This window comes from Rhodococcus sp. 15-2388-1-1a (assembly GCF_002259145.1).
Classification (GTDB): domain Bacteria; phylum Actinomycetota; class Actinomycetes; order Mycobacteriales; family Mycobacteriaceae; genus Rhodococcoides.
Genome location: NZ_NPFP01000032.1, coordinates 247,113 through 270,557 on the forward strand (window position 1 = coordinate 247,113; position 23,445 = coordinate 270,557).

Sequence of the window (23,445 nt, forward strand, 5' to 3'; positions counted from 1 at the left end):
TTCATCGGGCGGCTGCGATCTGTCGTGCGAGGTCGCGGGCCTCGGAGATGATCCCGTCGACGGTCCAGTCACGGCTCCCCGGTGACCACGGGAACGGTGTGAGGAACTCACCGCTGGGTAGCGGTTGCCGGACGAGGCCGACCTTCTTCAGTTCGACGGAGGGCCAGTGGTCGTTGTAGTGGGCGGTGTCGAATCCGATCCAGCCGCCGCAGTCTCGGAGTGTGCGTCCTTCGTGACGTACGCCTGGCGGGAACTCGTAGGGGGCTACGGGTCCCCAGGTGATTCCGCCTGGTGCGTTGACGAGCCGGTCGAGGTCGTCCTCGTTGGCGAGTGTGCACCAGGGGTGTCCCTCGGCGGGGATCTGCGCGTATCCACACAGGGCGGGCGAGTAGGGGCTGCCGTTCTTCGAGATGGCCCAGGGGATGTCGCTCTCGATCCCGATCTGGATGGGTTCGTCTTTGAACGGCCAGGCGTTGCGTGCGGCGGTGAGGAGTGCTGTGTTCATCGTTTTCCCTGGTTGATGGTGTGTGTGTTGAGTGGTTGTCTGCTGGCGGTGAGGGCGATGTCCCATGCGGATCGTTGGTGTCGGAGTTTTCCGCTTTTGCCGATTGCGCTGCGCCAGTTTGGTTTTCGTCGTTCGGCGTCGGAGACGAGTGCGTCGGGGTAGGTGGCGAGTGGTGCGGAGCCGTTGCCGCTGGGTGGGATCTCGGTGTAGTGGTCGAGGGTTTCTCGTGCCCAGGCTTGGATGTTGCCGAGGACGATGGCGGCGGCGAGGAGTGCTTCGGGGTTGGCTGCGGCTCTGCCTTGCATGTGCCAGTTGGGGCGCGTAATTCCTTCGATGGCGATGCGGTAGGTCACGTCGGGCACTTTGGCTGCGTAGACGCCGAGGCTGACTGTCTGAAGGACTCGGGCGCACGTAGCGATGACGTCTGTCAGGTAGGTGTCTTCGACGGGCAGGAATTGCGTCGGCTTGTAGAGCGCTGGCTTCTTGCGCAGGACGGTCTCTGCGGTCAGTAGGTGTGGGCGCTCGGCCTTTTCGGTGAGCATGAGGGCGAGGCCGGTGGCTACTGCGCCGGGGTCGATGCCGAGGATGATGACGGTCATAGGTGCGCGAACCTGCCGATCCAGTCTTCGGATGTCTCCATCAGTGCGCCGCAGGAGATGCAGTTGAGTGGGAATGCTCGGGCTGCGTCGATGGTGATTTCCTGCATGTGTGCGCGGCAGATGAACATGGGGTGGGTGCCGTGGGTGCAGCAGTGACGGGCCGCGGTGAAGTCAGCGGAGTTAGGGCACCGCGTGAACAGGCTCGTCGCTTGCTCGCATCGGGCGTTGGGTCGGAAGTCCAGACCGGCGAGTGTGTCGAAGTCAGCGGCGGTGAACTCGGGTTCGTTGTCGGTCATGCGAACACCGGGTCCGAGAAGAGATGCTGGGGGCCTCGGATGCCCCAGTCTGTGACGTATGCGCCGTCGAGGCCGCAGCGCTGTAGCACTTCGGCGTTGTCGGATCCGTACGCGACGAGGCATGATGGCGCGCCGGCGTTGCCTGCCCCTGGTGTGCCATCGGGATTGTGAAAGGTCAGGCGTCCGGTCAGGAAGAGGACCGCGTTAGATCGGTACCAGACCTGGTTGAAGAACCCTGCAGTCTCGGTGCGAGCGAAGATGAGTGCGATTCCGTTGCCGTGGGTGGCAAGTCGGTCGAGCCATCGCCAGGTCTGCTGTCCGTAGGGCGGGTTCAGCCAGACGCGACCAGTCCAATCGGTGGCAAGGCCGTCGGCGGGGAGTGTGATGTGGTCGCGTGCCGTCGGCCAGATCGTGGGGTCCGGAGCGGAGCACGGGTCCAGGTCGAACGGTCCGAGCGCGTCGAGTATGTGGCGCGGCGTCAGCCAGATGTCGGTCTTGGCCTGAGCTGACTGGTGCGCGCCCATCCCCTGGCCGTGGCCGCTCATCCTTTGATCACCTTCTCGTCGAGCTTCGGGCCGCGTTCCTTGTTGTAAAGGCGGACGAGGACGACGGCGACCATGGACGCGAGGGTCCCGGACTCGAACTCACGCAAAGACTGCGCCTGTGCCCGGACCTGACGGGGCGTCATCTCGGCCATCGCGTCGGCGAGTCGCCCGGACTTGAAGGTGGCTCCTGCTTCGACGTCGTCGAAAGAGTCGAGGAGGATGCCGACGCCTGCGACGATCGCGCCTTCGAGGGCGTCGACGGACGGTGGCCAGGTGTCGGTGATCAGGAACAGGGTGTTGACGACGAGGGACTGCCCGCCTTTGCGGAGCAGCTTTTCGAGGCTGGTGATGCAGCGTAGGTTCTTCGGCCCGGGGCGTGGGTTGATGACGAGGCCGAGTTGGGCGACGGCGGTTTCGATGGTGGTGACGTCGGGGTCGCCGGCGGCTTTGCGTGCACGCCACCGGTCCCAGGTGGAGATGGGTTTGGTTTTGCGGTCGATGTCGTCGAAGAGCTGCGCTTCGCCTGCGACGTCGAGTCCGGTGTGGACGTTGACGACGAGGTGGGCGTCGGGGTCGCGCATGCCTGCTGCGGCCCAGCGGTGTTGGCCGTTGATGATCGCGTAGCGGGGTTGCTGGTCGTCGCCGCGGTCGGAGACGTCGAGGACTCCGAGGAGGCGGGGGTCCCATTCGGCGACGATCTTGCGGACGCGTTTCATGTCGCAGTCGCGTTGGTAGGTGTGGTCGACGAACAGGTCGGTGACCGAGACTGCCATGGGGAAGGTGGTGGGTGCGGTCATCGTGCGGGCCTGAGCGAGCGCAGGAGTGTCCGGAGCGCGGTGGACCCGGTGGGTACTGCGGACTGTGCGGTGATCGTGACCCGGTCCCGTTGGTTGAGCTGACTGTTGACGCGCGCGGTCAGGGCGTGGAGGACGGTGTTCAGTGGCCCGATGGCGGCGGGCATCGCGACCCAGTGGGAGCTGTCGGTGTAGACGTCGTGGCCGTCGTACTCCCCCGCGGTGAGGGGCTTGACGGCCGACGAGTACTTCAGCGACGGGGCCGCGAGGATCGCTTCGGCGATGCTGGTCGGGTTCCAGTTGGAGCGGCGAAGCTCTGCGCGGATGACGGCGGCGAGTGCGCCTTGCTCGAGACGGTGGACGGCCTCGTGGGTAGCTGGTCCGGTCACAGTGCACCGCCGTTGGCGTTGGCGAGGGCGTGGAGGATGCCGCTGCCCGCGATGAGGCAGGTGAGTGCGCCCGCCCACATGCGGATGGTGGTGGGCAGGTCCGACGGGACGGCGTCGGTGAGGTTGTCGACGGCGAGATCGCCGTGTTCGACGATGGTCTGCTGATCCATGACTGTCTCCTAGTTGCTTTCGCGGTGGATGCGGAGGCGTTGGCCGCGGGGGAAGAACTCCGTGCGGGTGTGCTCGAGGTCGAACACGGTGATGCGGTCTCGCTCGGGGCCGATGCCACTGATGCGTCCGACGGTGAGCTGGTCGATCGAGGTTTCGATGAACCGTCCCCCGAAGGTCTGGTCGACCTTCTTGACGATGACGTCGCCGGGCCGGAGGTCTTCGACGGGCACGATGCGGGTTCCGTTCATGCGGCGGCGTCGATGTCGAGGCCGCGGGACTGCCGCTCGGTGTGGAGGGCGGCGAGGCGTTGGCTTTCGATCCGCGCGGAGACGGCGGCGTCCTGGGAGTCGTAGCGGCCGGCGCGTGCTCGGCGGTCGAATCGGTCGCGGCGTTCGGTGGTGGCGGCGATGTCGGCGAGGAGTTCGTTGTCGTCGAGGTGCTGGTGCATGGTGGCTTCTTTCACGAGGTTGTCGGCGTTGGGTGGGTCTGACGCGCCGTGTGTCTCGAACTTAACCGAGTTGGGTGACAGTTGCAACTGTTCCCTGGTTATTCATCGTCGGCGTCGCCGGGACACCGCGGACGAGCCCGTGGTGTCGCCCTTCTTTCGCTTGGCCACGGAATGGGTCTGCGCGCCGGATCCGATGGCGGGGAGCAGCTCGTACGCGAGGTGGACGGCGGCGTCGAGGGCACCGGGCGACCAGGTCGATCCGACTTCCCACAGTTGCCACTCCCGCTTCAGCTCCCCGAGGGACGGTTCGGTGGTGAACCAGGCGCGGCCGGCGTTGACGGCGGCGGCGATCGGCTCGGCGCGAAGGGTCTTCGATTTGCGGGAGTGGACGCCGGTGATCATCGGGCACATCTTCCGGGCCCCGATCTCCCCCGCTTCCTGTAGTGACTTCCAGGCCTGCTTGATGAGGGAACCGGCCATGTCGCCGCCGTAGTTCGATTCGTAGACGATGCGGTCGGCGTCGATCTCTGCGGCGAGGAGGCATGCTTCGCGGGGCCAGACGTCGGCGCTCATCCGTTTGGTGCGGGAGTGGGTCCACCACAGGTGCCCTTGGTCGTCGACGTGTCCGCCGATGATGCCGGCGGTGTCGCGGCCACCGCCGGAGGGGTCGATGCCGACTCCGGATCGTTTCGCTTCGCCGGGTGTGGCGGAGGTGCGGTCCTGGATCATCTGCTCTTTGACGAGCCCGCCTTCGACGTTGACGGGTGACCCTTGGCAGAGGGCGGAGAAGTCACGGGTGCCCATGTCTTTGCGTTGGGTGAACCAGTGACGGGTCATGCCGTCGGTGTCGTCGACATCGATCTTCGGGTGGGTGAGGGGTTCGCCGGGTGCGCGGCCGAGGGGGTCGGCGTAGAAACCGCGTTCGTGGTCTTCGGGCATGGCGAGGGCCGGGAGGTGGACGACGGTCCACTCCCCTCCGTCTTCGACTCGGCCATCCCGCTTGAGCAGTTTCCCGGCGAGGTCTTCCTGGTGCCAACGGGTCATAACGAGGATCTGCTTGCCGCCCGGTGCCATGCGGGACAGGAATGCGGAGGTGTACCAGTCCCAGACGGCTTCGCGGATGACGAGGGATTCGGCGGCGGCACGGTCGGCGAGGGGGTCGTCGATGAGGCCGAGGTCCATGGGGTTGCCGGTGAGGCCTGAGCGGACACCTCGGGCTCGGACACCGCCGCCGGATGTTGTGGTCCAGTCGGCGCGGGTCTTCTCGTCTTCCTTGAGCTGCAGGCCGTACTCGGCCCCGTATGCCTTGACGTAGTCGCGGGCTGCGGCGGAGTGGCCGGCGGCGAGGGTGGAGGCGTACGAGCCGAGGATGATCCGATCGCGTGGCCGCTGCGTCAGCCACCAGAACGGGAACCACCGCGACACTCGGGCGCTCTTGCCGACCTGCGGGGGTGTGAAGATCATCAGCTTCGCGCGCGGCGTGGTGAGGACGTCGACGAGGGCCTTGTCGATGACCTCGAGGTGCGGTCGTTCCATCGTCAGGAGTGGCTCGTGCTTCAGCGCGAGCTCACCCGGCGTCAGTGGCGCGAGAGGTGAGGGCTTGCCACGTTTCGCTGTCCCCTCGGCGAGGCGGTCCCGGTAGTACCGTTTGTCGTCCTCGGACAGGTTCCGCCACGCATCGGGGGCGAGGGCAGTCACGTCGACTGCTGCTTCGCCCTGTCCGCTTGCTCGTGGGCCTCGAAGAGTTTCTCGATGCTCTCGTCGAGCTCGGACCTGGTGGTAATCGTCGCGTCGATCTTCGTGGGTGCATCGAGGCCGTACAGCTTCGAGTACCGATCGATGATCGACAACACGAGACGACCCGCCTGGACGTCGCCCATCAGTGCGCGGCCAGTGAACTGCGCAAGCAGCCGCTCCAGGCGCTCGTGCACGATGGTCAGTGCCTTATCGGCGAGGTCCTCACGGGTCTTCGCGTGACGTTCGAGGGCGGCGGTGACAGCGCGGTGCGCACCGGACCGGTCGCGATAGCCGACGGTCTTCGCGATCTCTTCGTTCGTCTTCCCGGAGATGAGGAGTTCGAGGGCCCGCTCCTGCTTCTGCTGCACCGACGCCTGAACGCGTCGGGACTTGTTCTTGTCAGCCACCACGCACCTCCCATCCGAACCGAGTGACAGTACTCAATGTATCCGCGACACTCACCAGACTCGGAAACCGTCGTGTTCCGCCGCGGCCCGCAGGAATGGTTCCAGATCATTGAGTCCGAGATCCCAGTCAGGCTTGCCCGCCTTCTCCCACAGTTCGAGCGCTGAGACGCATTCGGCCTTGGTGACCCACCACCCATCGTTGGAGTGCACGAGCTTGTAGGCGGCGATGCCCGGACGCTCACCGCCCGTCTGACGCACATGGTCGAGAATCGTTTGCCTATATCTGGGGTCGACCCATTGTTCGGTTTCGTCGTCCCAGAGTTCTCCGTCGGCGGTCCGGGCAGCGCCCTCTGGGATCTCCGGCCACGGGCCGGGCAGTGCTGCGTCGTCGTGCCAGTACGCGATACCGAGTCCAACCAGGCGGTCAGCCTGTCTGCTCGCGCCCCAAATGTTGCGTCGCCAGTAGTCGTTCTCGCACTGCACTCGTTGGCCGTTGCTGTCGACGACACTCATGTCATATCCCATGGAGTTCTCCTCAGTAGTGGTGAAAGTCAGCGGTAGGTCTTGCGGAAGGTGGCGGCGTCGCGGCAGTTCGCGAAGTGGGACTCGTAAAGGGGTTGGCCGGCGGCGCGGGCCCCGGCGATCTGCCCCTTGCGGAGCACGGTGGCGACGATGTTCTCGGGGTCCGTGCCGTGCAGGACGATGGTGCCGCTCTCGCTCGGGTCGGCATCGACGGGCATCGTCTTCCCCGCAGGGATGGTGGTCGCGAAGATGATCGGGTAGCCGCAGCCCTTGCAGAGCTGTCGGCGTGGCAGTGCGGTCATTCGAGTTCCTCGCATTCGGTCCAGCGGCGGGCAGGGATCGCGATGATCAGGAACCCGTCGACGCGTCCGAACGCGAGTGCGCCGGAAAAGGTGATCTCGTAGACGTCGGCTTCGACGGTGAACCAGGTGCCGGACACGCTGCGCCAACGGAACTTTCGCTTCACCCCATCGCCTCCTGCACATGCGTCGGCGGCGTCCACAGGCCCTGCGCGCCGGTGCACGGGATCGGCTGGTCGAGGATGACGACGTTGTCGAGAACGAGGTGGGTGCGGTTGTGCCGCGCCCTGCCGCCGCCTTCAGCCGGTGCACTGTCGCCCCACGGTCGGCAGCATCCCTTGTCGTGGTGAACGTCGACGAGATCGACGAACCCGATGACGGCGGAGCGAGTGTGGATAGCATCGGCCTGCCAGTCAGTGGCGTTCATCCACGCGTCGGTGACACGGTCGTCGTCCCAGCCATCACGATCTTCGAGCGCACCGGCGTGGATCGCGAGGGGCCCGCGGTACGTCCAAGCCGTGGAACGATTTTCGATATTCTTCGATCCGAAGATGATCGCCCACGCCCACGGCTGTTTGACGGTCAGCGCTTTCATCGCATCGCCTCGAGGGCGTGCTCGGTAGCGGCGTCGATCTCCTGCCAGTTGTCGTCGACGGTGCGTCGCCACACCACGATGACAGGAACCTTGGTGCGGGCGACGTGATCTCGGGCCGCGTCGGCCGCGTCGTTGAGTGACCATGACTCGCGGTGCATTTCGACGAAGTGCCCGCGATCGAAGTACACGTACCCGGCAAGGGAGTGGTCGTCGGGGCGTTTCACAGTCCCACCGCCCGGTCTGCTGCGAGGTCGGCGGCGTGATCGCCAGCGTCGCTGGACGGGTCGGCGTACGGGGACACTTCGGCGTCGATCGCTACCTCGTCGGCGTCGAGCCCGAGGACCGGGGCGGCGTCGATGTGTGAGGCCATGCTGTCGGCCCGGATGATGGCGTGGTCGATGTTGGTGGCTTCGATGTCGAACTTGATGGTGATGGATACTTCGAAGTACATGGTGTGCCTTTCACGAGGGCAGCTATGAGGTGATGCGGTGCAGTCCGGTGTTGGTGATCCGCGCGAGGCGCTGCACCTGCTCGGGGCCGGGTACCGGGTAGGTGATGCCGGCGGCTTCGTCGATGGCGCGGCGCGCGTTGACGCGTTCGGTAAGAGTCATGGTGGAGCGTCCTTCTGCGAGAACGCGTTCCATGTCGTCGAGGGTGGCGGCGGTTGCGGTGCTCACAGGTTCGGCTCCTGGTCGATGGTCAGCTGGGCGGGGGCGGCGTTCGCTGCTCCGTAGTCGCTGAGGAGTTTCTGCAGGCCCTTCGGGGTGATGCGGGGCTGCGGTGGGTCGAGGACCAGGACGCCGGTCTTCGGGTGGTAGTGCGACGTCGGGATCACCGACATGTGTCCGGACTCGATCGCGGCCTGCATGACACGGAATCGGCCGTCGCCCTTCGCGCGTGCGATCCAGTGGCGGTGCTCGAGGTCGTTGAACAGTCGAGTCGCTCCGACCTTGATGCCAGCGCGAGTGAGGGCCTGGGCGGCGTCGCGGACCGAGTAGTCACCGTCAGCGTCGAGGATCTTCTCGGCAACCGCAGCTTTCGGTTCGAGCTCGGCAATGCGTTCGTCCTTCGCGACGATCATCGCCTGCGCTTCGATGACCGCGTGAGCGAGGAGCTCAGGACCTGACAGGGCTGGTGCCGAGGAGTAGCTGCCCGTCTTGCGGATCGACGGCAGGACCTCTGACGTCACCCAGCGACGGAACTTCACAGCGTCAGGTTTGTCTGAGCGAAGCACGAGGGCGTACATGCCGGATTCCGATACGACGGCCATCTGCTGAGGTCCGCCGGGGGTGTCAATCCGATTGACCCCCTTCTCATCTGCCGTCAGCCGCTGCATTGCCATGGTGACGTTGCTCAGATCCAGGGCGTTGCAGATGTCCCGCGCCACGAACCACGGCTCATCGTCGATCAGAACGCTGCGCAGTTCGGTATGGAGGTATTGGAACGTCATCAACGTGGTCATCGTGCACCGCCCGCTACTCGCTGCTTCCATTCCTGCGCGAATTTGTCGGCGGCGGCACGGGTGAGCAGGTGCGCCCCGGTTGCTCCAGGGAGTTTTCGGGTTTTGATACGGCCGTCCTTGATCGCAGACTGGAGGGTGCGTTTGGGGATGCCGTACTTGGCTGCCGCTTCACCGACTGTCATGGGAACGTTGTTGGGCATGTGCACAGTTTTAGCACGTTCGCGCAGTTGCGTGCCACGAATGGTTAAACCGACCGCTTGCACGTTCGCGTAGTTGCGCATAGCATTGCGCTCATGACCACCGCATACGAATCCGGCAAAGTCCCAGAGATTCTGCGTCACCACCGCCTACGAATCGCCAGAGAAGAAGCCGGCCTGGAACAGGGCCAGCTCGCTGAGCTGATCGGCGTGTCCCGCAACACCATCGGCGCAGCCGAGAAGAAAGACGGGAACCCGCGGAGGATCGTCATCAACGCGTGGGCGCTCGCGTGCGGCGTGCCGGTCAGCTGGTTGGAGACGGGGAATGCAGAAAGCCCCCGACCGGATGGAGATCCGGACGGGGGCTTGACTGTGCGCCATCAGGGATTCGAACCCCGGACCCGCTGATTAAGAGTCAGCTGCTCTAACCAACTGAGCTAATGGCGCCGATCCGCACCGCGTGTTCTCTGCGGTGCGGGAGAAACATTAACAGCAGATGCCGCCAGATGTGAAATCGGCTGGTAGGAGCGCCTGTCGTGTCAGTTGAAGATCCTGCGAACCACGAGAACTGCCACCACTGCGCCCACTCCGAGGAGGGTGAACTTCACTGCCGGCTCGTTGAGCTTGGCCACCACGGACTGCTTGGTGTTGGCGACGATGTTCTTGGGGCTGGCACGGACGCTCAGCTCGTCCAGGGTGCTGGCGAGCTGATTGCGAGCGGCCTCGATCTCGCGCTCGATTCGGTCGGTGTCCTTGGCCACGTGTCCTCCAGCTTGTTGCAAATAGTCTCGGTCGCAGTCGAGCCTAGAGCACGACGATATTTCGATACTCTCGTGCGGTGACCGAATACAGCAAGCTCGAGCCGGGCGACACCGCTCCGGCGTTCACCCTGCCCGATGCCGACGGCAACGACGTCTCTCTCGCCGACTACGCAGGCAAGAAGGTGATCGTGTACTTCTACCCCGCCGCGAGCACCCCGGGCTGCACCAAGCAGGCCTGCGACTTCCGCGACAGTCTCGCCGAGCTCAACGGCGAAGGCCTCGAGGTCATCGGCATCTCCCCCGACAAGCCGGCCAAGCTCGCCAAGTTCCGCGACAAGGAAGAGCTGACGTTCCCGCTGCTCTCCGACGAGGAGAAGACGACCCTGCAGGCGTGGGGCGCATTCGGGGAGAAGAAGAACTACGGCAAGGTCTACGAGGGCGTCATCCGCTCCACGTTCCTCGTCGACGAAGCAGGCAAGATCGAGGTGGCGCAGTACAACGTCCGTGCCACCGGCCACGTCGCCAAGCTCCGCCGCGATCTAGCGGTCTGAGACCTCACTCGTCCGAGCCGGCCAACCGCTGCAGGAACAACGCCTCCGCGACGGCCATCTTCTCGATTTCCGTCGGGTCCACGCTCTCGTTGGGAGCGTGGATCCGGCACCGAGGTTCCTCGACGCCCATCAGCACGATTTCGGCGTCCGGCAGCACCTGAGCCAACGCGTTGCACAGCGGAATGGACCCGCCCTGCCCCGCCGTCCCCATGGGATGCCCGAAGGCCTCCTCCAACGCCTCGGACAGCGCCGCGTAACCCGGCCCGTCGGTTCTGGCCCGAAACGGCGACCCGATCGCCTCACGCTCGACGGTGACCCGCGCATTCCATGGCGTACGCGCCTCCAGGTGAGCCACCAACGCATCCTGAGCCCGCTGCGGTTCCATTCCCGGCGGCACCCGCAAATTGAGCCGTGCCGACGCACGAGGCGAGATCGCAGCAGCCGAACCCACGACCGGTGGGCAGTCGATCCCCAGAATCGTCAGAGCAGGCCGCGCCCACACCGCCTCGGCCACCGAGCCCGAACCCGCGAGCCCGACGCCATCGAGCACGCCGGCATCGGCACGGAACTGCTGGGCGTCGTACTCGACCCCGTCCCAGGTCTGCGTTCCGTCCAATCCGTCGACCACGGTGTCGCCCTGCTCGTTGCGCAACGTCGAGAGCACCTGCACCAACGCGGCGAGAGCATCGGGCGCTGGCCCGCCGTACATGCCCGAGTGCACTTCTCCGGCAAGGGTTTCCACATGCACTACGACGTTCGCGATACCGCGGAGCGTGGTGGTGACCGTCGGTAGACCCACCTTCGCGTTGCCGGTATCGGCGATGACCACCATGTCTGCCGAAAACAGTTCGGGGCGCTGCTCCACGAGCGCTTCCAACCCGCCGGTGCCCATCTCCTCCGAACCCTCACAGACGATCCGCACGCCGACCTCGAGCGACTCCCCCAGCGCCCGTAGCGCCAGCAGATGCATGATCACATTGCCCTTGCAGTCCGCCGAACCCCGCCCGTACCAACGACCGTCCCGTTCGGTGAGGTCGAAAGGCTCGGTGTCCCACAGTGTGCCGTCACCTGGAGGTTGAACGTCGTAATGCGAGTAGAGCAGAACGGTCGGCGCTCCCGTACGAGCCGGCCGCGAGCCGACCACCGCCAGAGAGCCGTCGACCGTCTCGATCAGTTGGACGTCGGGAATGCCTGCGTCGACGAAGGCCCGTTGCACCCACTGCGCCGCACCCGTGCATTCCTCGACCGGAAACTGCCGGGGATCGTGCACCGAGGCGAACCGGACCAACTCTGCCAACTCCGATTTCGCTCGGGGCATCTGCGATGCGATTGCAGATCGAACGTCGACGGGTCGCGCATCGGCGGGCATGAATCCTCCAAACGAGAAAATGACAGACGGGCCGTAGCCAGTCTGTCATCACTCGTCACCGTCAGCCGCCGGAGAACTCCTGCTCGAACCACTGCCCCGTCTGTTGCCAGTGCCGGTCCCACGCTTCCTGCTCGAGCTGTTCGGGTGACTTGCCCGGCTCAGGAACGGGAACAGGAACGGTGAACTGCGGAGGATCCACCCTGGTCGGTGCAGGTGCCTGCTGCGGGGCGTCGGCAGCCGGACGCGGCGGATCCTGCGTTGTCCAGGCCTGGGTCGTCGGTGCAGGCTCGACGACTGTCGATGCGTCCACTGTCGGGGGAATCGTCGCGAGCGGCGGCACAACGGCCGGCACCGGCGGCACCACCACCGCAACGGGATCGGACGTCGTCGGATCCGCCTGCCTGGTTGCCCCCGCCAGATCCGCACCGGCATCGCGTCGATCGACGCTCTGCTCTGCAGTCGTCTCGGATTCACCCGGCAACGTCGCAGCGACCGCGACACCTGCGGAGAGCACCCCGGCCAGCAGCACTGCGGCGAGCACGAGCTTGCGTCCGGATCCTGCCGACCGGGCCGGCTCTGCGCCTGCGACCGAAAGCACTGCGGGCACCGGAAGCGGCGTTACCGCCGTGTCGAGATCCGCAGCCATCGTTACCTCGACGGCCTCCTCGGCCTCGGGTTCGGCGTCCGCAATTTCGGCGTCCGCAATTTCGGCGTCGGCAATCTCGGCATCGGCCTCGTCGGCTGCGACGACCTCGGCGGCCGCGGCTTCGACCGGCGTCGAGTCGGCGATCGCCGATGCAGCCGGCGCAGCGGCCACCACTGCCGGCTCGTCCCGATGTGCCAGCAGCGCAGCTCCTCGCGCCGCGACCTGGTCCGCAGCACCCACGCGTACGACGGCAACGCCGAGCCCGAGGGACAGGATGTCGACCAGGTCTCGACTACTCGACGAGTCACCGAACAGGGCCACGAACTCGGGCGTCTTGCCGGATTGATCCACCACTTCCCACGCCAGTGGAATGGTGCTGCCGATTCGCTCGGGCGACATGGAGTCCAGCGCAGCAGTCTTCGCCGGAGTGATCGAGGCGTCGGCTGCGTCGGCGAGAGAGATGGAGACGCCCGCCTCGCCCATGTAGTACAGAAGGACGGTCTTCGCGTCGGCGAATTCCTTCGAGGTTGCGAGCCAGCCGAGGAACGACTCGGATGCGGACGACAGCACTGCGGATTCGTCCCCCAGGGCTGCTGCGAACTCGGCGCGCTCGGCCTCGGTTCGATACACCACGCCCACTGCGTCGACGTCGGCGTCGAGGGTCGCGGCCTCGGCACGCATGATCTCGATCGCTTCGGTCAGTACAGTGGCCGCGTCTGGGTCGAGTGGCGTCGTCCGATCGGCGAGAACCTCGCCTGAGGCCGGCTCGACAAGAATCGTCTGCATCGAGCCAGATTCGATCGCTATACCAATGGTTGCCATGGCAGTCTCCCTGTGCTCAGGGTGGAGGCACCCGACCATGAACGTCATCCAGCGGATCCGAACGACGATCACCCTGCACGGAATTTGATTCTGTTACCTAAACCATACCTGTTGACGGTTAAATTGGTCCAGATCCGTCTTGGAGTTTGTCACAGCAATAGGAACCAGCAATTGTCGTCGACCCCAGGTTTCTTCGAAACCTCCGGCTGAAACCCACGTCTCCGACCCGGAACCAGAGCCTGCGGACGTGACCTACCGGACCGTTGTGGATAACGAGCGCTCTCGCCGGATAGCCTGACCGGGTGGAATCCTCTGCTCGTGCCCAGTCCTCGCGCCGTCTCGACGCCGCGCTCGAGTCGACGGCACAGACTCAGGAGCTCATGCCGCGACGACGTCCGACCCAGGAGCGGAGCCAGCGCAAGTTCGATGCGCTGCTGCAGGCCTCACGCGAGCTGCTCAGTGACGTGGGTTTCGAGTCGTTCACCTGCGAGGAAGTCGCGTCGCGCGCCGAACTCCCGATAGGAACGCTGTACCAGTTCTTCGCAAACAAGTACGTCATCGTCTGCGAGCTCAACCGCCAGGACCTCGTGGGGGTGCAACAGGAACTCGCCGAGTTCGACGGCGAAGTCCCGTCCCTGGATTGGGTGCGGTTCCTCAACAACTTCGTCGACCACATGGCCGGCATGTGGATGACCGATCCGTCTCGCCGTGAAGTGTGGCTCGCCATGCAGTCGACACCGTCGACGCGCGCAACCGGGGTGATTCACGAGCGGGAGTTCGCCGAGCAGGTCTCGCGCATGCTCGGACCGCTGACTCCCCGCACGCCTCGGCATCGCCGCAACCTCATGGCCCAGGTGTTGGTGCACATCGTCTACTCGATGCTCAACTTCTCCGTGCAGGACGGCCAGAGCCACGAGGACGCCGTCGCCGAGCTCAAACGCATCATGATGGCCTATCTGCTCGTCGCAGAGAAAGAGAGCAGGCGTTCCGGTGGCTCGGCGAGCGAGAACGAGCAAGGCTGAGCAACCCGAGCCCGCACAGACGAAAGGCCCGCCCGATCACCTGGATCGGACGGGCCTGACTCGTTTTCGGAGCGAACTCACTCCTCCAGAATCGCCACCGCGGCGGCGATGTCGCCGTCGTGCGTGAGCGACAGATGGATCTTCACCGTCGGCAGGAACTCCTGCGCCATCCCGTGCAATTTGATGGACGGCCGGCCCCACGCATCGTTGACGACCTCGATCAACGGATACGGGTTGTCACCGATCTGCGGCGGCCGAGCGAATCGTGATGTCGCCCATGCCTTCAGCACTGCTTCCTTGGCGGCCCACCGTGCTGCGTAGTGGCGGGTCGGGTCGGAACTCTTCGTTGCGGCATGACGCCGCTCGCCCGCGGTGAAGCTGTCGCGGATCATCGTCGTGCCGACCTTCTCCATCTGCTCGGCGAAGTCGGACACCGTCACCAGGTCGAAACCCACTCCCAGGATCGCCATCAGATGGCACCCGGCAGACCGGAGGAGTAGACGTCGCCCTCGCCGAGGCGAGCGGACTCGTTGAGCAACACGTTTGCCTCCAGTTCGCGTGACGCCTTGGCCGGCGTCCCGTCATGTCCGAGCCGTCGATCGTCGGGCCGCTCGTAGAGGGAGTCTCCTCCCACCATCGCGGAGATCAGCCTGCGCTGACCGGCGATTCGGCGCTCGTTCGCCTTGGCGATGTACTCCGCACGTCGTTCCGCCGGAACGGCCTCGAGGAATGCCTGTGGGTGCACCAGAGCGATGAGTCCGGACACGTGGCCGAACCCGAGGGAGGTGAGCAAACCTGCCTTGAGTGGCACCGAGTCACCGAAGCGCAGCGGCTCCCGTGCCCACACCAGATGCTCGAACGCGGTCATCTTGTCGTCGACGCAGTCGAGGCTGCGGTTCGGCGGGATGACGCCGTTGGCCAGCACCTGGCACAGGCCGATCAGCTGCCAGGCAGCCGCTCCACCCTTCGAGTGTCCGGTGAGGCTCTTCTGCGAGACGACGAACAACGGAGCGCCGTCCGAACGGCCGATGGCCTTGGCGAGGCGAGTGTGCAGTTCCGCCTCGTTCGGGTCGTTGGCTGCAGTGGACGTGTCGTGCTTGGAGATCACGGCCACGTCGTCTGCACTGACACCCAAGGCGTTCAGCGAGAGCGCGAGCGCCGAATCCTTGCCGCCGCGACCGGCACTGAGCGCGCCGAGTCCCGGAGCCGGGATGGACGTGTGCACTCCGTCGCCGTACGACTGTGCGTAGGCCACCACTCCGAGGACCGGCAGGCCCATCTCGAGTGCCAGGTCTCCGCGGGCGAGCAGGATCGTTCCGCCGCCGTGGGATTCAACGAATCCACCGCGCCTGCGGTCGTTGGCCCGGGAGAACCGTCGATCGCTGATGCCCTTGGCGGTCATCGCTGCCGAGTCCGCGGTGGCCGACATGTCACCGAAGCCGATGATGCCTTCGGTGCTCAGGTCGTCGAAGCCGCCGGCGACCACGAGCTGAGCCTTGCCCAGCTTGATCTTGTCGACGCCTTCTTCGACGGAGACGGCCGCGGTCGCACAGGCGGCGACGGGGTGAACCATCGCGCCGTAGCTACCGATGTACGACTGGACAACGTGTGCGGCAACGACGTTCGGCAGAGCCTCCTGCAGGATGTCGTTCGCACGAGCATCACCGAGCAGGGTGTCGATGTACAGCGAGCGCATCGATTCCATGCCACCCATGCCGGTGCCCTGCGTGTTGGCCACCAGCGTGGGGTGCACCCAGCGCATCAGTTCCGACGGGTTGAAGCCCGAGGAGATGAACGCGTCGACCGTGGTGACGATGTTCCACAGTGCGACACGGTCGACCGAGCTGGCCATGTCGGGCGAGATGCCCCACTTGGTGGGATCGAATCCGGTCGGAATCTGTCCACCGACGGTGCGAGTGAGCTTCATCTTGCGCGGAACGCGAATCTCGGTGCCCGCCTTGCGGGTGACCTGCCAGTCGCTCGAATCCGGGACCGGCGTGATCAGCGTGTGCTCGGGATCCGCTGCTGCGAACGACCGGGCATCGATCTCGGTTCCGACCACGAACGTGAGGTCGTTGTCGAGGAAGATCGAGGTCATCAGCGGAGCGGTGTTGCCGACCATCGCGCCGTCGTCGCCGTAGGTGCGGATACCGCACTTCTCGACCACGATGTCGTGGTACTTGTCGGCGATGTCCTCCTCGGGCACCAGGTCACCGGACTCGATGTCGTACCAACCCGGCTTGGGATCGTTCTCCCATGCAATCAGGCCGGTGTTCCATGCGAGTTCGAGAACGCCTGCGGCAGAGAGCTGCTCGTCGACCTCCATCTCGAAGCGGGTACGCGCCGAACCGTACGGTCCGAGCTCACCTGCACCGACGATGACGACCAGATCCTTCGGGTCGACATCGAGTGTCGGCCACGCGGGGGCGGTGGTCGACGTCGACAGCCGCGGCGGTGCGGGCAGTGCCGCAATCACCGAATCGTCGGATGCCTCTTCGGTCTTCTCGGCGGCGGCCGCAGCCGCGTCCCGAGCGAGTTCGACGAGATTGAGCTTGGTGCTGGCCAATCCACCGGTGAGATCGACGACGATCGGCTCCTGCGCGGCCTGACGACGAGCGGTAGGCGTGCACAGTTCGAGCAGTTCGGTCGCCATCTCGTCGGTCGACCAGGTGCGAACACCCTCGGCCTCGACGGCCTCGACGATGGGATCGTTGCCACCCATCAGGCCGGTTCCGCGAACCCACCCGATGTGAGCGTGGGCGATGGACACCCGCTCGGCCCAGTTCTTCTCCGAACCCCACTTGGCGACAACCGCATCCAGTGCAGCCTTCGATTCGCCGTAGGCACCGTCGCCACCGAACATTCCGCGGTTCGGCGATCCCGGCAGCACCACGTGCAGGTGCGTGTCGATGTCGTTGTCGTAGCCGACCTTCGACAGTCCGGTGATCAGGCGCTCGACCGACCAGAGCAGCACGCGCATCTCCATCTCGGCGCGAGCTCCGGCGTCGGACATCTCGCCCATGACCCGAGGTGCGGCGAACGGGAACAGCATCGTCGGTGTGACGCCGGCCTTGACCAGAGTCTTTGCGCCACCGGCAGTGTCGATGAAGTCGCTGCCGATCCACTCGATGAGCGCATCGACGTCGGTGTACGACGCGATGTTGGCCGGAACCACCCAGAGCGACGCTCCGCTGCGTGCGTTGTCGCGGTAGAGACTGCGGTAGAAGCCGAGTCGCTCGTCGTCGAGCCTGGAGGTGGTGACGAAGACCGTCGCTCCCCCGCCCAGCAGCTTGGCGGTCACCGCAGCTGCGATGGAGCCCTTGCTACCGCCGGTGACCACTGCGACCTCGTCGGCCCACTGACCCTTGTCCTCGGATGCGACCGCGATGTCCGCGATGCGTCCGAAGGTTTCGGCCAGTACTGTCTTGTTCTCGTAGTCGGCCTTGGCCTTCCACCACTGTGCCTGCGACGCAACGGCATTGCCCGCGCCGGCGAAGGACTCGACCGCGATATCGCCTGCGGTACCGAGCCACAACCTGGCCAGGTCCTCACGGGCGGTGGCCCACCGGTCGTCGATCAGGACGGCGCGCTTGGCGTCGAACGCCGGGGCGACGAGGCGAGGCCAGTCGGATCCCAGCTCGGCCGAGACCAGCTCTACCAGAGCGGCGTCGGGGTCCTCTGCCAGCAGCGCGTTGGGCGCATCCGCGAGTCCGAGCTGCTCGAGCACCAGCCGGGCAGCGGAGGCGAGAACGCCGTCGCGGCCGGTGATGTGTTCGGTGAACTCACCGAGAGCAGCAGCGTCGACGGTTCCACCGGCTCCGCCGCCTGCCTGCGGCATCGAGACTGCGACGCCGCGACGTGCGGCCACCGCAGCTACTGCCGCATCGATGACGTTGTCGACAGCATTGCCGTCGGCGAGAGCGCCGTCGGCCAGGCCGCCGAGTGCACCGCCGCGGACCGAGGCACCGTCACGGGTGCCGAGTGCGACCTCGGCGGTGACGTGATGCGCCCAGCCGTCGCCCAGTTCCCAGGTCTTCTTGACGCGATCGGCGATCGATGCCGGGCGTCGACCCGAGGGGCCGAAGACCTTGCGGAGGTGATCGTTGATCGAATCGCTGAGTACCGGGCCGAAGGGCTTGTAGGTACGAGCCAGCTTGTTCACCGTGCCGGAGAGCGCGCCCATGTCGGCATCGGCAGCACCGTCGATGGCACCGAGCGAGAGCTCGGAGCCGAGGTCGACGAGCAGCTGATTACGGCGTGAGGACACACCGTCGCACAGTGCCTCGATGGTGTCGGCAGGCCCGATCTGATCGAGCTGCAGCTTGGTCCACAGGCCGATGAGGATCTTGGTCGCATCGGCCGCGACGAACGCGATGTCGTCCGGGCGAGGTCCGCCGGACGGTGCTGCTGCCGGTGCGGGAGCCGAAGCCGGAGCTGCGGCCGCCGCAGGAGCAGCGGCCTCCACGGGAGTCGACTCTTCCTCGTCGGCCGGAGCCGGGTCGGTGTCGGTGCCGTAGATGATCGCAGCCTCACGCTCGAGGTTGAGTACCTCGACCGGGTGGCCGAAGCGGCCCGGCAGCTTGAGGGTCTGCGACGCGAGGTTCGCCACGGTCGGGGTTGCTCCCAGGCCGATCTCGACGAAGCGCTCGACGCCCATGCCGCCGTCGGACTCGTCTGCGAACAGCAAGTCCTGGGTTTCGATCCAACGCACCGGGCTGGCGAACTGCCATGCCAGCAGCTCGGTCAGGATCACCCGGCACAGAGCGCTCGGCCGTGCGGCCCACGAATCGAATTCTGCGAGAACGGTGTTCAGTGGCTCGGACGGAACCAGATCGGCGATCTCCTGGACGAACTCGCGATTCAGCGAGAACGGCTTGGGCACCAGATTCGGGATGTAGCGCCCCACCAGGATCGCCGGATCGATCTGCTCGGGGAGCAGAGTCTCGAGGCGGTTGCGGAAATCGTCGACTCCGCCGCGCAGCACCGTGGAGTGGAACGGCACGTCGATGCCGGGAACCATGATGTAGGCGGCCTTGCCACCGAACTCGGCTCGGCGGATCGCGATCTTCTTCTCCAGCTCGCCGAGGCCGGCAACCGTGCCTGCGATGGCGTACTGCGAACCGCGCAGGTTGAGGTTGACGATCTCGAGGAACTCACCGGATTCTTCTGCGACACCGGCGACGAAGCCCTGCACGTCCTGGTCGGCCAGGCCGATCTGAGACGGGCGAATGGCTGCCATGCGGTAGTCACTGCGGCCGCTGGCATCACGCGGAACCAGCGCGTGCATGGCCGAACCACGCTGGAAGACGACCTCGAGGACGGCTTCGAGCGGGAGCACACCGGCAACGGCCGCGAGGGCGTTGTACTCACCGACGGAGTGGCCGGCGAGAATCGAGTTCTCCACGAACGCACCGGATTCACGCAATTCGGCAACCTGTGCGACGCCGAGAACGGCCATCGCAACCTGGGTGAACTGCGTCAGGTGCAGCACACCGTCGGGGTGCTTGTGGGTGACACCGCGCGCCTTGAGCGACGTCGGATTGTCTCGCACCACAGCGAGAATGGAGAATCCGAGTGCGCTGCGGGTGTGCTTGTCGGCACGCTCCCACACTTCACGTGCGGCCTTCGAGCGAGCCCGTGCGTCCAGGCCCATGCCCGCACGCTGGATGCCCTGGCCCGGGAAGGCGTAGACGGTCTTCGGCGGAGCGGTACGAGCGGTGGCGACCATGACCAGTTCGCCTGCGACACGGCAGGAAACCTCGATCAGTTCGGCACCCTGGTCGAATCCGGTGCGGTCGACGCGAACGTCGATCTCGGCTCCGGGGCGAACCATGCCGAGGAAGCGCGCGGTCCAGGCGGTGAGGCGACGCGGCGGAGTCTTGGTGTCCGCGTGGTCGACTGCGGTGACCGTCTGCTGCGCAGCGGCCGAGAGCCACATGCCGTGCACGATCGGGCTGCCGAGACCGGCGAGCAGCGCTGCGGCGTCCGAGGTGTGGATGGGGTTGTGATCGCCCGAGACCTGAGCGAACGCAGCCATGTTGCGCGGGGCGACGATGGTTGCCTGACGGCGGCGACGACGCGGGGTGTCCTGTGCGTCGGCGCTCACCGAGCCGCCTGCACGAGCCGGGTCGACGAGCTCGCCCTTGCCGGTGCGTCCACGAATGGCGAAGCGCTCCACCAGAGTTGCGACGGCGGGAGCGTCGAGGCCCTCGCCGAGCATGGCACCGATCTCGACGGTGACCTCGACGACGCGGCCGAGGTCGGTGTCGAGCACCTCTCCGGCCGCAGCCTTGACCACGAGAATCGAGGTGTCGGTGGGCAATTCGCCGACCAGATTCACGCTGTGATCGAGGTGCACCAGGTCGAGCATGCCTTCGATGACGTCGATGCCTTCGGCGTTACGGGTCGCGCCGAGGACAGCGAAGACGGCGGGCCAGCAGGCACCGACCAGAACGTCGGGAACGGCCTTGCCGCTGACGGTCAGCGAGTCCGGCAGTCCGGATCCGGTGACGCCTGCGTGATCGGCGATCAGATCGGGGATCCAGGCGATGTTCAGCCGGGCAACGCCGCCCTTGACAGCCGGAAGCTCCTGGCCTGCAGCAACTCCGAGCAGAGCCGACATTGCCTGCTGAGCATCCTGCGCGGTGACGACGGGAGCGCCGCCGTCGATCGTGGAGGCCGGAACCGTCAGGCGGATCCGAACTTCCTTGCCCGGGGCAAGTGGAACCAGCAGCTCCACGTGCTCGGCATCGAGCACGGTCAGCGACGAACCGGTCTGCGGGTGCGCCGCAACCGTCTCGGATTCCACGGTCCATTCGGCCGGATCACCCAGGCGTGCAACGGGGTTCTGCGTCATACGCGAGGCCCACGTGACGTCGGGAGCAGCCAGCACGATGCCCAGCAGTCCGGGCGCGATCTCGGCGTGGCGACGGCTCGCGATGGCCGTGGGCTCGACGCCCTCGGCGAGAAGCTGGTCGGCGGTGGCCTTCTCGAAACGGTTCAGCAGCTCGCCCACGGGCTCGTCGACACGGGTGATGCCCGCGACGGCGACGGTTCCGGGGATGATGCAGACCTGGTCGGCGGAGTAGCGCGCGTCGTGTGCCTGCCACAGCGAGTCACTGCGCCACCAGCGGCGCACATCACCGTCGACGACGGGGACGAAGTTGACCGGCTTGCCTGGCATGCGGCACAGCGAGGTGAAGAAGGTGATGTCGGCCGGGTGCAGAACCACGTCGGCGGCGTCGGGGAACTGTGCGAGCAGCGACTTCAGTGCTGCGCGCGGGCGTTCGAGAACCTCGGCGTCGGCGAACAACGTGGGGATGGGTCCGCGATCGACCGGGTGCAGCCGAGCCTCGGCGCGCTGGAGCATCTCCAGGAAGCGGGTGCGCCAGGTGACATCGAGCCACACCGATTCGCGTGCCTCGGACACGGCATCGGTGAACTCGCCGCCGCAATCGAAATCGCTGCGCGAGTCGGTTCCGATGGCCAGGTCCAGGTAGCGGACGAGCCACTGCTGGTAGGTCATCTCGGCGACGTCGCCGAAGAAGGGCTTGGCAGTGCCGTCGAGCGCGGCGATGATCTCGTCACGACGCTCGGCCACGGCGTCGGCGTTGCCGGCGACCTCGTCGAGCAGTCGGCCACACCGCGACGCGGCATTGTCGATCTCGTGTATGTCGGCACCGAGCTGGCTTCGGCCCGAGGCCATTCCGCCGTTCGCGGTACCGGCACCGACCCAGTCGGGGGTTCCGGGTGTGTCGACCAGAAGCTGCTTGACCTCGGGAGCCGTCGTGGCCTCGAGGGTCGCCATCGCTGCAGTGCCGACGAGGATGCCGTCGAGCGGCATCTTCGGGTAGCCGTGCACGGCCGACCAGGTTCCGGTGAGGTACTCGGCTGCCCGCTCGGGTGTGCCGATGCCGCCGCCGACGCAGACGACGAGGTTGGGCCGTGACCGCAGCTCCGCGTAGGTGGTCAGCAGCAGGTCGTCGAGGTCCTCCCACGAGTGGTGTCCGCCTGCGCGGCCGCCCTCGATGTGAACGTTGACCTGGTAGGACGGAACCTCGTTGGCGATGCGGATGACGGCGCGAATCTGCGCGACGGTGCCGGGCTTGAACGAGACGTAACTGATGCCTGCCTCGGACAGCTCTTCGATGAGGGCCACTGCCTCTTCGAGTTCCGGGATGCCTGCGGTGACGACGACGCCGTCGATGGCCGCACCCGCTGCACGGGCACGCTGCACGATGCGGCGTCCGCCGAGCTGCAACTTCCACAGGTACGGATCGAGGAAGAGCGAGTTGAACTGGATTGCGCGGCCGGGCTCGAGAAGGGTGGAAAGCTCGGCGACACGATCGGTGAAGATGTCCTCGGTGACCTGTCCGCCACCGGCGAGCTCGGCCCAGTGGCCTGCGTTGGCGGCTGCGGCAACGATCTTCGCGTCGACCGTCGTCGGTGTCATGCCGGCGAGCAGGATCGGCGAGCGCCCGGTCATCTTGGTGAACGAGGTCTCGACGACGACGCGGCCGTCGGGCAACGTGACCGGGGTGGGAGCGAACGCGGACCATGCGGGCTGGACCTCGGGAGCAGCTCCCGGGGTGAGCAGATTGCGGTGGCCGCCGCGCGAGGACGCGGCGATGATGCCCACGCCCTGTCCACGCAGAGCCGGGGTGGTCATACGGGTGAGCAGGTCACCCGGACCGAGATCGAGGATCCAGTCGGCACCGGCGTCGACGACACCGTCGATGGCGTCGACCCAATCCACGGAGTCCACGAGGATCTTCTGTGCGAGGTCGCGTGCGAGCTCGACATCGAGTCCACAACGCTGTGCCCACGCGCTGACGAGTTCGACAGCGTCTGCCAGGGCGGGGTGATGGAAGCCGATCTCGACCGGAAGCTGCTCGAAGACCGGGGCGAACACCGCGCCGCCACGCTTCTTGGCGTCGCGTTCACGCTCTTCCTCGGCAGCAATCTGCTCGCACTTCTCCTGGACGCGGGCCAGCTGGGCCGGCGGTCCCGAGAGTACGACGCGGCGACGGCCGTTGCGGATGGCGAGGGCGGCGGATCGCACCGGCGCTCCGTCGATCGCGAGTTCGGCGATGATCGCCTGCAGTCGTGCGGGTTCGACGTTGGCAACCGAGACCATCGGCGCGCGGTCTCCGGCACCGATGATGCCGCGGCGGCGGCCGACGAGACCTGCGGCAGCACCCACGAGCTGGGCGATCGCGAGGAAGCTCGCGTCCTGTGCGCCGTCGGCGGCGACGGATTCCGCGGCGATGAGACCCTGCGAGTGTCCGACGACCTTGACGGGCGGGGTC

General features: G+C 66.1%; 28 protein-coding genes and 1 tRNA gene. 3 read left to right on the forward strand and 26 right to left on the reverse strand.

The features are described 5' to 3' along the window. Window position 1: 1 nt before the first annotated feature. From CH302_RS19460 to CH302_RS19545, 20 genes are all read right to left on the reverse strand, one after another. Entirely contained in the window at window positions 2–505 is a 504-nt protein-coding gene (locus tag CH302_RS19460) for a hypothetical protein (protein WP_037193310.1), read from the reverse strand. Then, complete coding sequence (locus CH302_RS19465) at window positions 502–1,104, reverse strand: hypothetical protein (protein ID WP_037193311.1); 603 nt, start codon at window positions 1,102–1,104, stop codon at window positions 502–504. Before CH302_RS19465 ends, CH302_RS19460 begins: the two co-directional genes overlap by 4 nt. Continuing rightward, entirely contained in the window at window positions 1,101–1,400 is a 300-nt protein-coding gene (locus tag CH302_RS19470) for a hypothetical protein (RefSeq protein ID WP_037193312.1), read from the reverse strand. The genes CH302_RS19465 and CH302_RS19470 overlap by 4 nt, the downstream gene beginning before the upstream one ends. Next, a complete protein-coding gene (locus CH302_RS19475) occupies window positions 1,397–1,945 on the reverse strand; it encodes a phage N-6-adenine-methyltransferase (RefSeq protein WP_217903124.1) in 549 nt (182 codons plus the stop codon). Before CH302_RS19475 ends, CH302_RS19470 begins: the two co-directional genes overlap by 4 nt. Further along, entirely contained in the window at window positions 1,942–2,742 is an 801-nt protein-coding gene (locus CH302_RS19480; RefSeq protein ID WP_082323747.1) for a DUF6551 family protein, read from the reverse strand. The genes CH302_RS19475 and CH302_RS19480 overlap by 4 nt, the downstream gene beginning before the upstream one ends. Next, window positions 2,739–3,128, reverse strand: a complete 390-nt coding sequence (locus tag CH302_RS19485) for a hypothetical protein (protein ID WP_037193315.1) — start codon at window positions 3,126–3,128, stop codon at window positions 2,739–2,741. Before CH302_RS19485 ends, CH302_RS19480 begins: the two co-directional genes overlap by 4 nt. Continuing rightward, window positions 3,125–3,298: a hypothetical protein gene (locus CH302_RS30210; RefSeq protein ID WP_155292944.1), complete on the reverse strand. Its 174-nt coding sequence runs from the start codon at window positions 3,296–3,298 to the stop codon at window positions 3,125–3,127. Before CH302_RS30210 ends, CH302_RS19485 begins: the two co-directional genes overlap by 4 nt. 9 nt (window positions 3,299–3,307) lie before the next feature. Beyond that, entirely contained in the window at window positions 3,308–3,547 is a 240-nt protein-coding gene (locus CH302_RS19490; protein ID WP_037193316.1) for a hypothetical protein, read from the reverse strand. Further along, window positions 3,544–3,747: a hypothetical protein gene (locus tag CH302_RS19495; RefSeq protein ID WP_155292945.1), complete on the reverse strand. Its 204-nt coding sequence runs from the start codon at window positions 3,745–3,747 to the stop codon at window positions 3,544–3,546. Before CH302_RS19495 ends, CH302_RS19490 begins: the two co-directional genes overlap by 4 nt. A 102-nt stretch (window positions 3,748–3,849) precedes the next feature. Continuing rightward, window positions 3,850–5,445, reverse strand: coding sequence for a terminase large subunit domain-containing protein (locus tag CH302_RS19500; RefSeq protein WP_052047881.1), 1,596 nt, complete (start codon window positions 5,443–5,445; stop codon window positions 3,850–3,852). Further along, window positions 5,442–5,891: a hypothetical protein gene (locus CH302_RS19505; RefSeq protein ID WP_141216692.1), complete on the reverse strand. Its 450-nt coding sequence runs from the start codon at window positions 5,889–5,891 to the stop codon at window positions 5,442–5,444. The genes CH302_RS19500 and CH302_RS19505 overlap by 4 nt, the downstream gene beginning before the upstream one ends. Window positions 5,892–5,942: 51 nt before the next feature. After that, window positions 5,943–6,416: a hypothetical protein gene (locus CH302_RS19510; RefSeq protein WP_037193321.1), complete on the reverse strand. Its 474-nt coding sequence runs from the start codon at window positions 6,414–6,416 to the stop codon at window positions 5,943–5,945. Window positions 6,417–6,442: 26 nt separating this feature from the next. Beyond that, complete coding sequence (locus tag CH302_RS19515) at window positions 6,443–6,715, reverse strand: hypothetical protein (RefSeq protein WP_037193323.1); 273 nt, start codon at window positions 6,713–6,715, stop codon at window positions 6,443–6,445. Then, entirely contained in the window at window positions 6,712–6,879 is a 168-nt protein-coding gene (locus CH302_RS30215) for a hypothetical protein (RefSeq protein WP_155292946.1), read from the reverse strand. The genes CH302_RS19515 and CH302_RS30215 overlap by 4 nt, the downstream gene beginning before the upstream one ends. Further along, window positions 6,876–7,307 (reverse strand): hypothetical protein, encoded by a 432-nt coding sequence (locus CH302_RS19520; RefSeq protein WP_037193324.1) that lies wholly within the window; start codon window positions 7,305–7,307, stop codon window positions 6,876–6,878. The genes CH302_RS30215 and CH302_RS19520 overlap by 4 nt, the downstream gene beginning before the upstream one ends. Further along, window positions 7,304–7,531: a hypothetical protein gene (locus CH302_RS19525; RefSeq protein WP_037193325.1), complete on the reverse strand. Its 228-nt coding sequence runs from the start codon at window positions 7,529–7,531 to the stop codon at window positions 7,304–7,306. Before CH302_RS19525 ends, CH302_RS19520 begins: the two co-directional genes overlap by 4 nt. Next, window positions 7,528–7,758 (reverse strand): hypothetical protein, encoded by a 231-nt coding sequence (locus CH302_RS19530; RefSeq protein ID WP_037193326.1) that lies wholly within the window; start codon window positions 7,756–7,758, stop codon window positions 7,528–7,530. Before CH302_RS19530 ends, CH302_RS19525 begins: the two co-directional genes overlap by 4 nt. A gap of 22 nt (window positions 7,759–7,780) precedes the next feature. Further along, the gene (locus tag CH302_RS19535; protein WP_037193327.1) at window positions 7,781–7,984 is read right to left on the reverse strand and encodes a hypothetical protein; all 204 of its coding nucleotides are present in this window, start codon (window positions 7,982–7,984) and stop codon (window positions 7,781–7,783) included. Continuing rightward, window positions 7,981–8,769, reverse strand: coding sequence for a BRO family protein (locus tag CH302_RS19540; RefSeq protein WP_052047882.1), 789 nt, complete (start codon window positions 8,767–8,769; stop codon window positions 7,981–7,983). The genes CH302_RS19535 and CH302_RS19540 overlap by 4 nt, the downstream gene beginning before the upstream one ends. Then, the gene (locus CH302_RS19545; RefSeq protein WP_176460737.1) at window positions 8,766–8,969 is read right to left on the reverse strand and encodes a helix-turn-helix domain-containing protein; all 204 of its coding nucleotides are present in this window, start codon (window positions 8,967–8,969) and stop codon (window positions 8,766–8,768) included. Before CH302_RS19545 ends, CH302_RS19540 begins: the two co-directional genes overlap by 4 nt. Before the next feature lie 93 nt (window positions 8,970–9,062). Between CH302_RS19545 and CH302_RS19550 the strand changes: the two genes are divergently transcribed. Continuing rightward, window positions 9,063–9,374, forward strand: a complete 312-nt coding sequence (locus CH302_RS19550) for a helix-turn-helix transcriptional regulator (RefSeq protein ID WP_094650004.1) — start codon at window positions 9,063–9,065, stop codon at window positions 9,372–9,374. Here CH302_RS19550 and CH302_RS19555 read toward each other — a convergent pair. Both CH302_RS19555 and CH302_RS19560 read right to left on the reverse strand, forming a co-directional pair. Beyond that, window positions 9,340–9,413, reverse strand: a tRNA-Lys gene (locus tag CH302_RS19555). The two genes, CH302_RS19550 and CH302_RS19555, sit on opposite strands and share 35 nt — an antisense overlap. 92 nt (window positions 9,414–9,505) lie before the next feature. Continuing rightward, the gene (locus tag CH302_RS19560; RefSeq protein ID WP_032375974.1) at window positions 9,506–9,727 is read right to left on the reverse strand and encodes a DUF3618 domain-containing protein; all 222 of its coding nucleotides are present in this window, start codon (window positions 9,725–9,727) and stop codon (window positions 9,506–9,508) included. A gap of 77 nt (window positions 9,728–9,804) precedes the next feature. On the opposite strand from CH302_RS19560, the gene bcp reads away from it, so the two are divergent. After that, on the forward strand, window positions 9,805–10,278 hold the full coding sequence (gene bcp, locus CH302_RS19565) for a thioredoxin-dependent thiol peroxidase (protein ID WP_032375973.1): 474 nt from the start codon (window positions 9,805–9,807) through the stop codon (window positions 10,276–10,278). Window positions 10,279–10,282: 4 nt separating this feature from the next. Here the strand turns inward: bcp and CH302_RS19570 are convergent, their stop codons facing one another. Both CH302_RS19570 and CH302_RS19575 read right to left on the reverse strand, forming a co-directional pair. Further along, entirely contained in the window at window positions 10,283–11,647 is a 1,365-nt protein-coding gene (locus tag CH302_RS19570; RefSeq protein WP_037193329.1) for a dipeptidase, read from the reverse strand. Window positions 11,648–11,708: 61 nt separating this feature from the next. Further along, on the reverse strand, window positions 11,709–13,115 hold the full coding sequence (locus CH302_RS19575) for a hypothetical protein (protein ID WP_230596358.1): 1,407 nt from the start codon (window positions 13,113–13,115) through the stop codon (window positions 11,709–11,711). A 380-nt stretch (window positions 13,116–13,495) separates the two neighbouring features. Between CH302_RS19575 and CH302_RS19580 the strand changes: the two genes are divergently transcribed. Continuing rightward, a complete protein-coding gene (locus tag CH302_RS19580; RefSeq protein ID WP_371828451.1) occupies window positions 13,496–14,137 on the forward strand; it encodes a TetR/AcrR family transcriptional regulator in 642 nt (213 codons plus the stop codon). Between the two features lie 77 nt (window positions 14,138–14,214). Here the strand turns inward: CH302_RS19580 and acpS are convergent, their stop codons facing one another. Both acpS and CH302_RS19590 read right to left on the reverse strand, forming a co-directional pair. After that, on the reverse strand, window positions 14,215–14,607 hold the full coding sequence (acpS, locus tag CH302_RS19585; protein ID WP_008715184.1) for a holo-ACP synthase AcpS: 393 nt from the start codon (window positions 14,605–14,607) through the stop codon (window positions 14,215–14,217). Continuing rightward, window positions 14,607–23,445 (reverse strand): type I polyketide synthase (locus tag CH302_RS19590; protein ID WP_094650005.1); only part of this gene is annotated, 8,839 nt, incomplete at its 5' end. The genes CH302_RS19590 and acpS, both read right to left, overlap by 1 nt.